This window comes from Acidovorax sp. CF316 (assembly GCF_000276605.1).
Lineage (GTDB): Bacteria > Pseudomonadota > Gammaproteobacteria > Burkholderiales > Burkholderiaceae_C > Acidovorax.
On the sequence record NZ_AKJX01000188.1, the window covers coordinates 1 to 13405 of the forward strand.

General features: G+C 67.3%; 13 protein-coding genes. 5 read left to right on the forward strand and 8 right to left on the reverse strand.

Going from position 1 to position 13405, the window contains the following annotated elements:
- The first annotated feature begins 181 nt into the window (after window positions 1–181).
- Window positions 182–1927, forward strand: a complete 1746-nt coding sequence (locus PMI14_RS23055) for a methyl-accepting chemotaxis protein (RefSeq protein ID WP_007857844.1) — start codon at window positions 182–184, stop codon at window positions 1925–1927.
- Window positions 1928–2104: 177 nt separating this feature from the next.
- Here PMI14_RS23055 and PMI14_RS23060 read toward each other — a convergent pair whose 3' ends face one another.
- Window positions 2105–2992, reverse strand: coding sequence for an aldo/keto reductase family oxidoreductase (locus PMI14_RS23060; protein ID WP_007857846.1), 888 nt, complete (start codon window positions 2990–2992; stop codon window positions 2105–2107).
- A 120-nt stretch (window positions 2993–3112) separates the two neighbouring features.
- Between PMI14_RS23060 and PMI14_RS23065 the strand changes: the two genes are divergently transcribed.
- Window positions 3113–4069, forward strand: a complete 957-nt coding sequence (locus tag PMI14_RS23065; RefSeq protein WP_007857848.1) for a LysR family transcriptional regulator — start codon at window positions 3113–3115, stop codon at window positions 4067–4069.
- Here PMI14_RS23065 and PMI14_RS23070 read toward each other — a convergent pair.
- Window positions 4037–5254, reverse strand: coding sequence for a GNAT family N-acetyltransferase (locus PMI14_RS23070; protein ID WP_007857851.1), 1218 nt, complete (start codon window positions 5252–5254; stop codon window positions 4037–4039). The genes PMI14_RS23065 and PMI14_RS23070 overlap by 33 nt on opposite strands.
- A gap of 107 nt (window positions 5255–5361) precedes the next feature.
- On the opposite strand from PMI14_RS23070, the gene PMI14_RS23075 reads away from it, so the two are divergent.
- Both PMI14_RS23075 and PMI14_RS23080 read left to right on the forward strand, forming a co-directional pair.
- Window positions 5362–7026, forward strand: a complete 1665-nt coding sequence (locus PMI14_RS23075) for an NAD+ synthase (protein WP_007857853.1) — start codon at window positions 5362–5364, stop codon at window positions 7024–7026.
- Between the two features lie 75 nt (window positions 7027–7101).
- Window positions 7102–7440, forward strand: coding sequence for a P-II family nitrogen regulator (locus PMI14_RS23080; RefSeq protein WP_007857855.1), 339 nt, complete (start codon window positions 7102–7104; stop codon window positions 7438–7440).
- A 117-nt stretch (window positions 7441–7557) separates the two neighbouring features.
- On the opposite strand, the gene PMI14_RS23085 is transcribed toward PMI14_RS23080, so the two are convergent.
- The 6 genes from PMI14_RS23085 to PMI14_RS23110 form a co-directional block, all read right to left on the reverse strand.
- Window positions 7558–8154 (reverse strand): TIGR00730 family Rossman fold protein, encoded by a 597-nt coding sequence (locus tag PMI14_RS23085; RefSeq protein WP_007857857.1) that lies wholly within the window; start codon window positions 8152–8154, stop codon window positions 7558–7560.
- Window positions 8147–8548 (reverse strand): diacylglycerol kinase, encoded by a 402-nt coding sequence (locus PMI14_RS23090; protein WP_007857859.1) that lies wholly within the window; start codon window positions 8546–8548, stop codon window positions 8147–8149. The genes PMI14_RS23085 and PMI14_RS23090 overlap by 8 nt, the downstream gene beginning before the upstream one ends.
- 72 nt (window positions 8549–8620) lie before the next feature.
- Window positions 8621–9172, reverse strand: coding sequence for an RDD family protein (locus PMI14_RS23095; RefSeq protein ID WP_081497378.1), 552 nt, complete (start codon window positions 9170–9172; stop codon window positions 8621–8623).
- A 31-nt stretch (window positions 9173–9203) separates the two neighbouring features.
- Entirely contained in the window at window positions 9204–10106 is a 903-nt protein-coding gene (locus PMI14_RS23100; RefSeq protein WP_007857861.1) for a DUF3106 domain-containing protein, read from the reverse strand.
- A gap of 20 nt (window positions 10107–10126) precedes the next feature.
- A complete protein-coding gene (locus tag PMI14_RS23105) occupies window positions 10127–10582 on the reverse strand; it encodes a DUF3619 family protein (RefSeq protein WP_007857862.1) in 456 nt (151 codons plus the stop codon).
- Window positions 10579–11148, reverse strand: a complete 570-nt coding sequence (locus PMI14_RS23110) for an RNA polymerase sigma factor (protein ID WP_007857863.1) — start codon at window positions 11146–11148, stop codon at window positions 10579–10581. Before PMI14_RS23110 ends, PMI14_RS23105 begins: the two co-directional genes overlap by 4 nt.
- Before the next feature lie 317 nt (window positions 11149–11465).
- On the opposite strand from PMI14_RS23110, the gene PMI14_RS23115 reads away from it, so the two are divergent.
- Entirely contained in the window at window positions 11466–13265 is a 1800-nt protein-coding gene (locus PMI14_RS23115; protein WP_007857865.1) for an acetolactate synthase 3 catalytic subunit, read from the forward strand.
- Window positions 13266–13405 lie beyond the last annotated feature (140 nt).

Here is a 13405-nt window from a genome sequence, read left to right on the forward strand (position 1 = left end):
AGGCCCCGGCCAAGGCGGCTGGGGGTGGGGATGATGAATGGGAGAGCTTCTGATCCCAGGGTTCGCTGGCTGACAGGCCAGCCTGGAAGACCCTGTGAGGAGAAGGCAGGGTTTGGGGAGGTGCTTGCGGGCCCGGATCCTGCTATCCTGTGTTTACAGGTTGTTACTTCGGGAGCAGGCCATGAACCGGTTCAAGATCTCGACCCGCCTCGCGGGGCTTTTGGCGGTGCTGTGCTGCCTTGTGTTGCTGGTCGGCGGGGCCGGCTTGCTGGGCATGGGGCAGTCCAACGCCGGGCTCAAATCGGTGTACGACGACCGGGTGGTGCCCCTCAAGCAGATCAAGATCGTGGCCGACATGTACGCGGTCAACGTGGTCGATGCGGCGCACAAGGTGCGCGATGGCGGCATGACCGCCGCACAGGGCCTGCAGTCGGTGGCGGATGCGCGCAAGGCCATCGAATCCAACTGGAGCGCCTACCTGGCCACCAGGCTGGCGCCCGAGGAAAAGACGCTGGTCGACCGCTTCAAGCCCCTGCAGACCAAGGCCGACGCTGCCACCGAGACCCTGGTGGGCCTGTTCAAGGCAGGCGACGTAGCCGCCCTCACCGGCTTTGCCGCCAAGGACCTGTACCCGGCCATGGACCCGCTGCAGGAAGTGCTGGGCCTGCTCATGCAGGTGCAGCTCGACCAGGCCAAGATGGAGTACGACCGCGCTGCCGCCGGCTACCAGACCCTGCGGGCACTGGTCGTGGGCGCCGTGGTGCTGGGCGTGCTGCTGGCCGTGCTGATGGGCGGCGCCATGATCCGCCAGATCTCGCGCTCGCTGCGCAATGCAGTCGAAATCACCGATGCCGTGGCGCGCGGTGACCTCACGGTGTCCATCCAGGCGCAGGGGCGTGATGAGATCGCGCGCCTGCTCGGTGGCCTGACCGCCATGCGCGACAACCTGGCCCAGGTGGTGTCGGGGGTGCGTGGCAACGCCCAGGGCGTGGCCTCCGCGAGCGCCGAGATCGCCTCGGGCAACCATGACCTGTCCATCCGCACGGAGGAGCAGGCCAGCGCCTTGCAGGAGACCGCTGCCTCCATGGAGGAGCTGAGCTCCACCGTGCGGCAGAACGCCGACAACGCGCGCCAGGCCAACCAGCTGGCGATGAGTGCCTCGACCGTGGCCGTGCAGGGCGGCGATGTGGTGTCCGAAGTGGTCGAGACCATGAAGGGCATTAACGACAGCAGCAAGAAGATTTCCGACATCATCGGCGTCATCGACGGCATCGCCTTCCAGACCAACATCCTGGCGCTGAACGCCGCCGTGGAGGCCGCGCGTGCCGGGGAGCAGGGGCGCGGCTTTGCCGTGGTGGCCAGCGAGGTGCGCAGCCTCGCGGGCCGCAGTGCGGACGCCGCCAAGGAGATCAAGGGCCTGATCCACGCCAGCGTGGAGCGCGTGGAGCAGGGCACCACGCTGGTGGACAAGGCGGGCGCCACCATGACCGAGGTGGTGGCCTCGATCCGCCGCGTGACCGACATCATGGGCGAGATCAGCGCCGCCAGCACCGAGCAGAGCCAGGGCGTCTCCCAGGTGGGTGATGCGGTCACGCAGATGGACCAGGTGACCCAGCAGAACGCCGCCCTGGTCGAGGAAATGGCCGCCGCCGCGGGCAGCCTGAGCCACCAGGCCCAGGCCCTGGTCAGCGCCGTGGAGGTGTTCAAGCTGTCGGCCGACGCGCCGGCGGTCCAGGCCGCAGCAGCGCCTCGCCCGCGCCCTCCGGCAGCGCCGCCAGCCGCCCGCCCACCGGTCGCCAGCGTGGCACAGCGCAAGCTCGCGGCACCTGCGCCCGCCAAGGCGCAGGCCGTCTCCAAGTCGCCTGCTGCCGCGCCGCGGGCGGCAACTGCGACGACTGCCTCCGACGATGAATGGGAGAGCTTCTGAACCAGGGGGCAGCCGCTGCGCTTTGAAGGTACGGACCCGCACCAAAATGGGTTGCTTGTTGGCGTGCGGCGGCTGATCTGCTGCGGATTGCACTGATTTGGTGCTTGTGGTGTCGTGTTGAACCGTTGTGGTGCGCCGGTGGGCTGTTGCCCTGGCGCTTGGTGATCGGCCGCTGGCTCAGCGCGTTGCGGTGGTACCCGCCTCTTGCAAGGAGTCCAGCCGTGCCACGGCATCGGGCGGCAATGCCAGCTGTGCCGACGCCATGTTCTGCTGCAGGTGGGCGACCGACGAAGTGCCCGGGATCAGCAGGATGTTGGGCGAGCGCTGCAGCAGCCAGGCCAGTGCCACCTGCATGGGCGTGGCGCCCAACTGAACGGCCACGGCAGACAGGGCGTCCGACTGCAATGGCGTGAAGCCGCCCAGCGGAAAGAAGGGCACATAGGCTGTACCCTCGCCCGCCAACTGCGTGAGCAGGGCTTCGTCTTCGCGGTGGGCCAGGTTGTACAGGTTCTGCACGCAGGCGATCGGCGCGATCCTGCGCCCGTCCTGCACCTGGCGCGCCGTCACATTGCTCAGGCCGATGTGGCGGATGAGGCCCTGGCGCTGCAGTTCGGCCAGCGCCGTCAGCGGTTCTTCCAGTGAGCCTTCCGCCGGCCCGTGCACGCTGAACATGGCACGCAGGTTCACCACGTCCAGCACGTCGAGGCCCAGGTTGCGCAGGTTGTCGCGCACCGCCTGCGTGAGTTCGGCCGCAGAGAACGCGGGCAGCCAGGAAGCATCGTCGCCACGCCGCGCGCCCACCTTGGTCACGAGGGTCAGGCCATCGCGGTAGGGGTGCAGTGCCTCCCTGATGATCTGGTTGGTCACGTGCGGGCCGTAGAAATCGCTGGTGTCGATGTGGTCCACGCCGCTTTCCACGGCGGCGCGCAGCACGGCCACGGCTGCGGCCCGGTCCTTGGGCGGGCCGAACACGCCCGGGCCGGCCAGTTGCATGGCGCCGTAGCCCAGGCGCTTCACATCACGGTGGCCGAGCCGGTAGCTGCCGGCCTTGTCGATTGCTGTCATGGAGGTGTCCTTTCAAATGGGGGATGCATCGACTGTAGGCACTCCGCCTGTGTACGATAAGCCGGTTGAGTGCGCACGGGTTGTGCGGTACAGCGAACAGTCAAGCGAAGGGTTCTGTCCATGGCCGAGCAGTTGGGTGATCTGGCCGCCTTTGTCGCGGTGGCACGCGGCGGCGGTTTCCGCGAGGCGGCGCGCCTGGGCGGCGTCGGCGCGTCGAGCCTGAGCGAGGCCGTGCGCCGGCTGGAGGCCCGCTTGGGCGTGCGCCTGCTGCACCGCACGACGCGCAGTGTGGCGCCCACTGAGGCGGGCGCCCGCCTGCTCGAACGCCTGGGCCCGGCGCTCGGCGAGGTGCAGGCCGCGCTCGACGTGGTCAACGGCTTTCGCGACCGGCCTGCCGGCACCTTGCGCCTGAATGTGCCCGCCAGCGCCGCACGCCTGGTGCTGCCCGCCATCGTGCCGCCCTTCCTCGCGGCCTACCCCGACATCCGCCTGGACGTGGTGGTGGAGGAGGGCTTCGTCGACATCCTGGCCGAGGGCTGCGACGCCGGCATCCGCTATGACGAGCGCCTCGAGCAGGACATGATCGCCCTGCCCATCGGCCCGCGCTGGCAGCGCATGGCCACGGCCGCATCGCCGGCCTATTTGGCTGCGCGCGGCCGGCCGCAGCACCCGCGCGATCTCATGCAGCACGCCTGCCTGCGTGGCCGTTTTGCCAGCGGCACCATGCCCACCTGGGAGTTCGAGCGCGATGGCGAGGTGGTCGCCGTGGACCCCACCGGCCCCTTGATCGTGCGCATCTCGGGCGGCGTGGACCTGGCGGTGGAGGCGGCGCGCGCGGGCTGCGGCATCATCCACATGTTCGAAGGCTGGCTGCAGCCGCATCTCGACAGCGGGGCGCTGGTGCCGGTGCTCGAAGACTGGGCCCGGCCTTTCACCGGGCCGTTTCTCTACTATCCCGGGCGGCGCTATCTGCCGGCGCCGCTCAGGGCGTTTGTGGATTTTGTGCGGGAGCAGTCTGCGGCCGCCGGCATGGAGGGGCAGGCGCTACACGTGCCTGAACGGACTGCGCCCCTGTAGCTCTTCCAGATAGCCTTCCACCCCCTGGCCCTCGCGTTCCAGAAAGCGCTCCACCGCTTCGGCAAACGCCGGGTGCGCGATCCAGTGGGCGCTGCTGGCCTGCACCGGGAGCAGGGCGCGGGCCATCTTGTGCTCGCCCTGGGCGCCGCCCTCGAAGCGTGCCGCGCCGTGGGCTATGCACCACTGCAGCGGCTGGTAGTAGCAGGCCTCGAAGTGCAGGCAGTCCACGCGCTCCAGCGCCCCCCAGTAGCGGCCATAGGCCACGAGCCCGTCCGTGCCATCGTCCCCCAGCGCGATCAGGCTGCTGGCGATGGGGTAACCCTCCTTCTCGGCGATGAACAGCAGCCAGGCCTCGGGCATGGTGCCGGCCATGCGCGCGAAGAAGTCGCGCGTGAGGTAGGGCGGGTTGCCGTGTTCGAGGTAGGTGCGCTCGTAGCAGCGGTAGAAGAAATCCCAGTCGGCGGTGCGGATGTCGGCGCCGCGCGACCAGCGGAACGTGACGCCCGCTTCGGCCACGCGGCGGCGCTCCTGGCGGATCTTCTTGCGCTTGTCCTGGGCCAAGCTGGCCAGGAAGTCATCGAAGCTCGCGTAGCGGGCTGGGGTGTCCTTCCCTTCCAAGGCGCCTTGTGAAGATGCGCTGGCTGGTGGTTCGTTCTTCCAATGGAATTGCACCGTGTGGCGCAGCATCAGGCCTTCATCGGCGCTGGTCTTCACATCGTCGCCGCTGGCGAACAGCACATGCACGGACGAGACATCCTGGCTCTCGCACCACTGGCAGACGGCCTGCACCAGCAGGGTGCGGCTCTCTTCGTCGCGTGCCAGCAGCCGGGTGCCGGGCACTGGCGTGAAGGGCACGGCGATGGTGGCCTTGGGGTAGTAGGGCACGCCGTGCTGCTCATAGGCATTCGCCCATGCCCAGTCGAAGACGTATTCGCCGTACGAATGGCTCTTGAGGTACAGCGGGCAGGCGGCGATCAGCGCATCGCCGTCCCACAGCGTCATGAAGCGCGGCGTCCAGCCGCGTTGGGGCGTGGCGCTGCCGCTCTCGTGCAGGGCCGTGAGGTATTCGTGGCGCAGGAAGGGCGTGGGGTGGCTCTGCAAAGCCAGCAGGCCGTTCCAGGCATTGGCGTCCACCTCCTGCGGGGAGGCCAGCACGCGGGCGATAATGTGCACTTCTTCAGCCATGTGCGCCCTGCGGCCTGCACTGCACTGCCATAGGGCGGTCAGCGGCGGGTTGCGGGCCTGCATTGGCGGTTGTCTTCAACCTGGCCCCAGGGGCCTTCTCCAGTTCCATGACGCTCTCCATTTGCACAGCGCAGCTCAATTTCGTGGTGGGCGACATGCCCGGCAATGCGCAGAAGATCATTGCCGCGGCGCGTGACGCCCATGCCCAGGGTGCGCAGTTGCTGCTCACGCCCGAGCTGGCGATCTGCGGCTACGCGGCAGAGGATTTATTCCTGCGCCCGGCCTTCATCGCCGCCTGCGATGATGCCGTGAAAACCGTGGCCCGTGAGACCGCAGGGTTGAAAGGCCTGGCCATCGTGCTCGGGCATCCGCAGGCCGTGCGCGCCGATGCCCCGGCCTTCAGCGCCTGCTTCAATGCCGCCAGCGTGCTGCGCGATGGCGTGGTGGAGCAGACCTATGCCAAGCGCGAACTGCCCAACTACCAGGTGTTCGACGAGCGCCGCTACTTCGTGGCCGGGCAAGCACCCTGCGTGTTCGAGGTGGCCGGCGTGCGCGTGGGTGTGCTGGTCTGCGAGGACGCCTGGTTCGCCGCCCCCGCGCGCGACGCGGCAGCGGCCGGGGCGCAACTGCTGGCGGTGATCAACGCCTCGCCCTTCCATCTGGGCAAGAGCGCCGAACGTGAAGACACCATGCGCGAGCGCGTGAAGGAGACGGGCCTGCCCCTGGTCTATGCCCACCTGGTGGGCGGGCAGGACGAGGTGGTGTTCGAAGGCCGCTCCTTCGCCCTGGGCGCCGACGGTGCCGTGGCGGCGCGGGCCCCGGGCTTCGAGGAAACGCTGTTCACCGTGCAGGTGCAGGCCGGCCAGGGCGCCACGCCGCCGGCAGTGCACGGCGACATCGCACCGCTGCGCAGCACCGAGGCCGACCTGTGGGACGCGCTGGTCCTGGGCGTGCGCGACTATGTGGGCAAGAACCGCTTCCCTGGCGTGCTGCTGGGCCTGTCGGGCGGCATCGACTCGGCCCTGGTGCTGGCCATCGCCGTGGATGCGCTGGGCGCGGACAAGGTGCGTGCGGTGATGATGCCCTCGCCCTATACGGCCGACATCAGCTGGATCGACGCGCGCGACATGGCGGCCCGCCTGGGCGTGCGCTACGACGAGATCTCCATCCAGCCGCAGTTCGAGGCCTTCAAGGCCGCGCTGGCCAGCGATTTTGCGGGTCGGGCCGAGGACACGACCGAGGAGAACCTGCAGGCACGCATCCGCGGCACGCTGCTCATGGCGCTCTCCAACAAGTTCGGCTCCATCGTGCTGACCACGGGCAACAAGAGCGAGATGTCCACCGGCTACTGCACGCTCTATGGTGACATGGCCGGCGGCTTCGCCGTGATCAAGGACGTGGCCAAGACCACCGTGTTCGCGCTGTGCCGCTGGCGCAATGCCCACGACCCTTATGGCACGGGCACGGGCCCCATCCCCGAGCGCATCATCACCCGCCCGCCGAGTGCCGAGTTGCGCCCCGACCAGAAGGACCAGGACAGCCTGCCGCCCTACGACGTGCTGGACGCCATCGTCTCGCGCTACATGGAAAACGACGAGCCCATCGAGTCCATCATCGCGGCCGGCTTTGCGCGCGCCGACGTGGAGCGCGTGACCCGGCTCATCCAGATCAACGAATACAAGCGCCAGCAGGCGCCCGTAGGGATTCGCGTCACCCGCCGCAGCTTCGGCAAGGATTGGCGTTACCCTATCACCAACCAGTTCCGAGCTTGAAGCAGTCAGTGTTGATGGCCTGAGCCGAGACCGCGAGCACGCCTTTCCTTTTTTCGTATCCACAGGAGACCCGCCATGAAAATGATCACCGCCGTCATCAAGCCCTTCAAGCTCGAAGAAGTCCGCGAAGCCCTGGCCGAGTGCGGCGTGACCGGCCTGACCGTCACCGAAGTCAAGGGCTTCGGCCGCCAGAAGGGCCACACCGAGCTGTACCGTGGCGCCGAATACGTGGTGGACTTTCTGCCCAAGGTGAAGGTCGAAGTCGTCGTGAAGACCGAGGACGTGGACCGCTGCGTCGATGCCATCGTCAACGTGGCGCGCACCGGCAAGATCGGCGACGGCAAGATCTTCGTGACCGCCGTGGAGCGCGTGGTGCGCATCCGCACCGGTGACCTCGACGACGCAGCTGTATAAGCTCCCCCCTGAGTCGCTTCGCGCCTTCCCCCCTGAGGGGGGACGCCCCCAGCGCGGCGGGGCGGCCCTTGCGCGGGGGCGCTGGCCTCGGCAGTGCCCGTTTCGTAGTTCTTGGGCTTAGATCACCGACCGCAGTGGGATCTGGCTGGCATTGTTTCCGGCCTGCTCGACCAGGGTCTGGAGCAGGGTGGTGGTGTCGCTGCCGGCGTGCAGCAGCCCCATCTGCCACTCACCCATGAAACCGCTGGCCACGCTGTGGTCCAGGAAGGCCAGCAGGCCGTCATAGTAGCCGGCCACGTTGAGCAGGCCCAGGGGCTTGTCGTGGTAGCCGAGCTGGCGCCAAGTCCAGACCTCGAACAGTTCCTCGAAGGTGCCGATGCCGCCGGGCAGGGCGATGAAGGCATCACTGCGCTCGGCCATCATGGCCTTGCGCTCGTGCATGGTCTGCACGATGTGCAGTTCGTCGCAGGCCCGGTTGGCCAGTTCCTTGTCCACCAGGGCCTGGGGGATGATGCCGACCACGCGGCCGCCGGCCTGGCGTGTGGCCTCGGCCACGGTGCCCATGAGGCCGCTGCGCCCACCGCCATACACCAGTTGCCCGCCATGGGCGCCGATCCAGGTGCCCACCGCCGTGGCCGCCTGGGCATAGGCCTCGTTCTCGCCGGGGCGCGAGCCGCAGTAGACGCAGATGGAGAAAGCCGGTTTGTCAGCCATGGGTGATCCTCTGGAAGATGGCCCCCGCCCAGATGCCCACGCACAGCAGCAGGGCTAGCAGCACCGCGGCGCTGCCCATGTCCTTGGCGCGCTTGGACAGGTCGTGCCACTCGGGCCCGATGCGGTCGATGGCGGTCTCGATGCCGGTGTTGAGCAGCTCGACGATCATCACGATGACCACCGAGCCGGCCAGCAACGCCACTTCGACCCAGCTGCGGCCCAGCCACAGCGAGACAGGCAGCAGCACGATGGCGGCGATGGCCTGGCGAAAGGCCTTTTCACCCCAGCCGGCGCGCAGGCCCTCCAGCGAGTAGCCGGCAGCGTGCCAGATGCGGTTCAGCCCGGTGCGGGCTTTCTGGGGGTTGGCGGGGGCGGTGGGGCGGGGTGTGGACATAGGGAAAACCGCGATTCTCGCGCAGTGTTGTGACGGCGGGCTTAAGGACGTCGAAACGCTCCCGCCCAGGGCTTATTTCTTGCGGTGCTCGAAATGCACCAGCCGGGTGCCGGCCAGTGCATCGTGCCAGAACTGCCGCTGCGGATGAAAGCGCGCAAGAATGGCCCATATGGCCACCCAGCCGATGACGAGCACCGTGGTCTCCGCGCCCGAAAGTGCAAAAGGCGACACGGCGGCCAGCGGCGGCAAAAACCACAGCCAGCTGAGCACGTAGCGCAGCAGGGCGCGCGGCTGGCTGATGGGGCGCCCGGCGCGGTCCACCACGCGGATGTTCCAGGTCTTCATGGCCAGGGTCTGGCCCTTGGCCCAGAACCAGGTGAAATAGATGCCGAACACCACGAACAGGAAGGCCTGCAGCGCATGGCGGTTGTCCAGCGCATGGCGTGTCTGGCTCAGGGTGCCGAAGAGGTAGCCGGCGATGAACACCACGCCGAACATCAGCATGCCCTCGTACAGCCAGCAGGCCATGCGGCGCATGAGGCTGGGGGTCGCCGCGGCAGGTGGTGTGCCCGGGGGCGCCGTGGCGTCTGCCGGCGGCGTGCTGGAGGTGGGGGAGGCGGGCATTCCGGACTGCGGATCGGCGCGGCGGGCGCCGTCAGTTGTTGGGGTACAGGCCTGAATTGTCGGCGCTGGGCGGTGCGGCGGGGGTTGCCGGGTCGGAGCCCGCGGGCGCCAGCGGTGGCAGTGCAGCGGGTACGGCGGTGGGTACGGCCACGGGGGCGGTTTCCACCACCGCAGGGGCGGCCGGGCTGGAGGCCGAGGCCTCCGTGGGGGGCTGCGCTGCAGAAGGTACCGGCATGGCCAGACGCGGGCCATGGTCGGTCAACGGCGGGATCTTGGGCGCGTTGGGGCGCAGGGGGTTGGCCTGCGTGGCGGCGGGCACCTGCGCCAGTTTGCGGGTAGGCACCGGGCGCAGCGCGGTTGCCGCGCCCTGGGGCTTGGGCGGTGCCGTGGCGGCCAGCAGGTCGCGCTCCTCGGCGGTCAGCGCCTGGTAGGCCTCCCACTGCGCGAGCTTGTTGTCCCGGGCCAGGCGGTTGGTGCTGGCGTAGTTCAGCCGTGCCTGGCTGCGCTGCTGGGCGCTCAGGCTGGCCCATTCGGTCATGCGGCTGTGCAGCTTGGCCTGCTCTTCCTCGGGCAGTTCCGGAAAATTCACTGCCAGCGCCAGCCAGCGGCGCTTTTGCACCTCGCTGATCAGCGCCCAGCGCTCAGCCAGCGGGTAGAGCGCCAGCTTTTGCCGGGTGTTCAGGGTTTCCCAGCCGGGGCCGGCGGCCACTTCGGCCAGGCCTTCGGAGGGCAGGGCGGTGGCGCTGCCCGAGGGGCGCAGGGCCGTGGCGGCCGTGGGGGTGGGGCGCGTGGCGGCAGAAGGCAGCAGGGTGGCCGGCGCCATGCCCACCCGTTGCACGACCATCACGGAGACGGCGGTCAGCGCGCCCAGAAGCGCCAAAGCCAGCACGATGGCTGGCAGTGGTGGGCGGGCGTCGGGAAGTCCTTTATGCATGCATCGGGCAGTGGGCCAAATCAGTGATTCTGCGCTGCCGTCTTGAGGAACTGGACAAATCCCGGGTCGGAATAGGCTTCTGGCGGCAATTCGTCGGTCAGCAGGGCGGCATCGACTTCGGCGATCTCGTTGGCGCCGAACTCATCCTGCACCGTGCTGATGAAGAACAGGCCCACCACCAGGGCGATCAGCGGCACAGCCGACACCAGGGCATTCCACCAGCTGTTGCCTTCGCCGCCACCGGCGCCCAGGCTGGCCGAGGAGCCGCTGGCCAGCACCACCGGGGCGCTTGCCCGGGCGGGGGCGCGCACGGGGGCCAGCACCTTGCGCCGCGCCAGTGCCTGCATGCGCGATGCGCGCAGGCGCTCCGAGATGTCATAGGGCAGATCCTGCGAGCCGTCCGTCAGCCGCGCCGATACGCGGCGGGCAAAACGTTCTGCTGCAGCTTCCTGGGAGGAGGTAAGGGTGGTGTTCACAGTTCTATTCCTTTGGCTTTCAGTGCCTTGCTCAGGGTTTGTATGGCACGAAAACAGTGCGTTTTCACACTGCCTTCCGAACAACCCATCGCGGCTGCCGTTTCTGATACATCCATTTCTTCCCAGTAACGCATGAGGAAGGCTTCCCGTTGACGTGCTGGCAATTCTTCTATTTCCGCCTCGATGCTGCGGAAGATCTGGGCTCTTTCGGTCAGGTCTTCGGCACTCGCGGCCTTGTCGCCGTCTTCCGGGCCGGAGTACGCCTCCAGTAGATCAAAATCCATGCCATCTTCGCCGGGCCCTTCGAAGTCGCTCATGCTCGAAAACAGTGCATTGCGTGTCTTCTGGCGCCGAAACCAGTCCAGAGTGCTGTTCGAGAGGATGCGCTGGAACAGCATGGGCAGCTCGGCCGCCGGCTTGTCCCCATAGTGCTCGGCCAGCTTGAGCATGCTGTCCTGCACGATGTCCAGGGCCGCTTCCTCATTGCGGACGTGGTAGACCGAGCGCTTGAATGCGCGCTTTTCTACACTTTTGAGGAAATCGGAGAGTTCTTGTTCGGTTGCCAAGACGGGTCAGCCCGGGAATGGGACGCGTGTCGGGCACGCCGGTGCGGCGCCCCAACAACAGGTGCAGAGCCCCCTCCACGAAGGAGCCCAGCCGCCGATTATCGCATCCCCCGGTGTTTTTTTAGGCATGGTGCGCAATTGGGCGTGTTGCAGTGCGATAATCGCGGCTGCAATTCAAAAGGCAAACGGGTCACGGTCCGGCGCGGCAATCATCCACGCCCATGTCCTTGGCCTCAAGTTCCAAGCTGGCTTCACAAGGGTCCATGCGAGGAGCACCCAAGGTTTTTCGTCAGAGAAATTCACAAAGGTTGATCATCATGGAAATCTCCAAGGCCGAAATCACTTCGGCGGCCGCTGCTGCGCAGGGCAATTCCCCTTCTTCTTCCGCTCCCGGCTCTGTGGACCTCATGGGTTCCGAGATCCTGGTCAAGTCGCTGCAGGCCGAGAACGTCCAGTACATCTGGGGCTACCCCGGCGGTGCCGTCCTGTACATCTACGACGCGCTGTACAAGCAGGAAACCATCCAGCACGTGCTGGTGCGCCACGAGCAGGCTGCCGTGCACGCCGCCGACGGCTATGCCCGCGCCACCGGTGAAGTCGGCGTCGCCCTGGTCACCTCGGGCCCCGGCCTGACCAACGCGGTCACCGGCATCGCCACGGCGTACATGGATTCGATCCCCATGGTGATCATCTCCGGCCAGGTGCCCACGCCCGCGATCGGGCTCGACGCCTTCCAGGAGTGCGACACCGTCGGCATCACGCGCCCCATCGTCAAGCACAACTTCCTGGTCAAGGACCCGCGCGACCTGGCCGTCACGCTCAAGAAGGCCTTCCACATCGCCCGCACCGGCCGCCCCGGCCCCGTGGTGGTCGATATCCCGAAGGACGTGTCCTTCAAGAAGGCCGCCTACAGCGGCTACCCCCAGAGCGTGGAAATGCGCTCGTACAACCCCGTGCGCAAGGGCCACAGCGGCCAGATCCGCAAGGCCCTGCAACTGCTGCTGGCCGCCAAGCGCCCCTACATCTACACCGGCGGCGGCGTGCTGCTGGGCAATGCCACCAACGAGCTGCGCACGCTGGTGGACATGCTGGGTTACCCGGTCACCAACACGCTGATGGGCCTGGGCGCCTACCCCGCGTCGGACCGCAAGTTCCTGGGCATGCTGGGCATGCACGGCACCATCGAAGCCAACAACGCCATGCAGAACTGCGACGTGCTGCTGGCCGTGGGCGCGCGCTTCGATGACCGCGTGATCGGCAACCCCAAGCACTTCGCGCAGAACGACCGCAAGATCATCCATGTGGACATCGACCCGTCGAGCATCTCCAAGCGCGTGAAGGTCGACATCCCGATCGTCGGCGACGTGAAGGATGTGCTCACCGAGCTGATCTCCATGGTCCGCGAAAGCAGCACCCGCCCCGACGCCGGCGCGCTGGCCGCCTGGTGGGACACCATCGAAGGCTGGCGCAAGCGCGACTGCCTGAAGTACAGCATGGGCAGTCCCGACGTCATCAAGCCCCAGTACGTGGTGGAAACGCTGTGGAACATGACCAAGGACGTCGACACCTACATCACGTCCGACGTGGGCCAGCACCAGATGTGGGCAGCCCAGTACTACCGCTTCGATGAGCCGCGCCGCTGGATCAATTCCGGCGGCCTGGGCACCATGGGCGTGGGCATTCCCTACGCCATGGGCATCAAGCTGGCCAAGCCAGAGGCCGAGGTGTTCTGCATCACCGGCGAAGGCTCGGTGCAGATGAACATCCAGGAACTGTCGACCTGCCTGCAGTACAACACGCCGATCAAGATCTGCTCGTTGAACAACCGCTACCTGGGCATGGTGCGCCAGTGGCAGGAAATCGAGTACTCCGGCCGCTACAGCCACAGCTACATGGATGCGCTGCCCAACTTCGTGAAGCTGGCCGAGGCCTATGGCCACGTGGGCCTGCTGATCGAGCACCCCAAGGACGTCGAGCCCGCGCTGCGCGAAGCGCGCAAGCTCAAGGACCGCACGGTGTTCCTGGACTTCCGTACCGATCCCACCGAGAACGTGTTCCCGATGGTGCAGGCCGGCAAGGGCATCACCGAAATGCTGCTGGGCTCCGAGGACCTGTAAACACAGGCCTTCGGCTCCCGCTGCGGCCTGCAGCCACAGCAGTGTGATGCTGCAGGCCAATCTCCTGCTATCAGTTCGATAGCTTCACTTCGACGAATCTATTGTCTGCCGAGCCTGCGCATTACCGTGCGCAGGGGAGG

What these genes read in the sequence shown, in the direction of transcription:
- PMI14_RS23075 (WP_007857853.1), top strand. Translation starts at nt 5,362, where the DNA reads ATGACGCTCTCCATTTGCACAGCGCAGCTCAATTTCGTGGTGGGCGAC.
- PMI14_RS23095 (WP_081497378.1), bottom strand. Translation starts at nt 9,172, where the DNA reads ATGCCCGCCTCCCCCACCTCCAGCACGCCGCCGGCAGACGCCACGGCG.
- PMI14_RS23090 (WP_007857859.1), bottom strand. Translation starts at nt 8,548, where the DNA reads ATGTCCACACCCCGCCCCACCGCCCCCGCCAACCCCCAGAAAGCCCGC.
- PMI14_RS23060 (WP_007857846.1), bottom strand. Translation starts at nt 2,992, where the DNA reads ATGACAGCAATCGACAAGGCCGGCAGCTACCGGCTCGGCCACCGTGAT.
- PMI14_RS23085 (WP_007857857.1), bottom strand. Translation starts at nt 8,154, where the DNA reads ATGGCTGACAAACCGGCTTTCTCCATCTGCGTCTACTGCGGCTCGCGC.
- PMI14_RS23055 (WP_007857844.1), top strand. Translation starts at nt 182, where the DNA reads ATGAACCGGTTCAAGATCTCGACCCGCCTCGCGGGGCTTTTGGCGGTG.
- PMI14_RS23115 (WP_007857865.1), top strand. Translation starts at nt 11,466, where the DNA reads ATGGAAATCTCCAAGGCCGAAATCACTTCGGCGGCCGCTGCTGCGCAG.
- PMI14_RS23080 (WP_007857855.1), top strand. Translation starts at nt 7,102, where the DNA reads ATGAAAATGATCACCGCCGTCATCAAGCCCTTCAAGCTCGAAGAAGTC.
- PMI14_RS23070 (WP_007857851.1), bottom strand. Translation starts at nt 5,254, where the DNA reads ATGGCTGAAGAAGTGCACATTATCGCCCGCGTGCTGGCCTCCCCGCAG.
- PMI14_RS23065 (WP_007857848.1), top strand. Translation starts at nt 3,113, where the DNA reads ATGGCCGAGCAGTTGGGTGATCTGGCCGCCTTTGTCGCGGTGGCACGC.
- PMI14_RS23100 (WP_007857861.1), bottom strand. Translation starts at nt 10,106, where the DNA reads ATGCATAAAGGACTTCCCGACGCCCGCCCACCACTGCCAGCCATCGTG.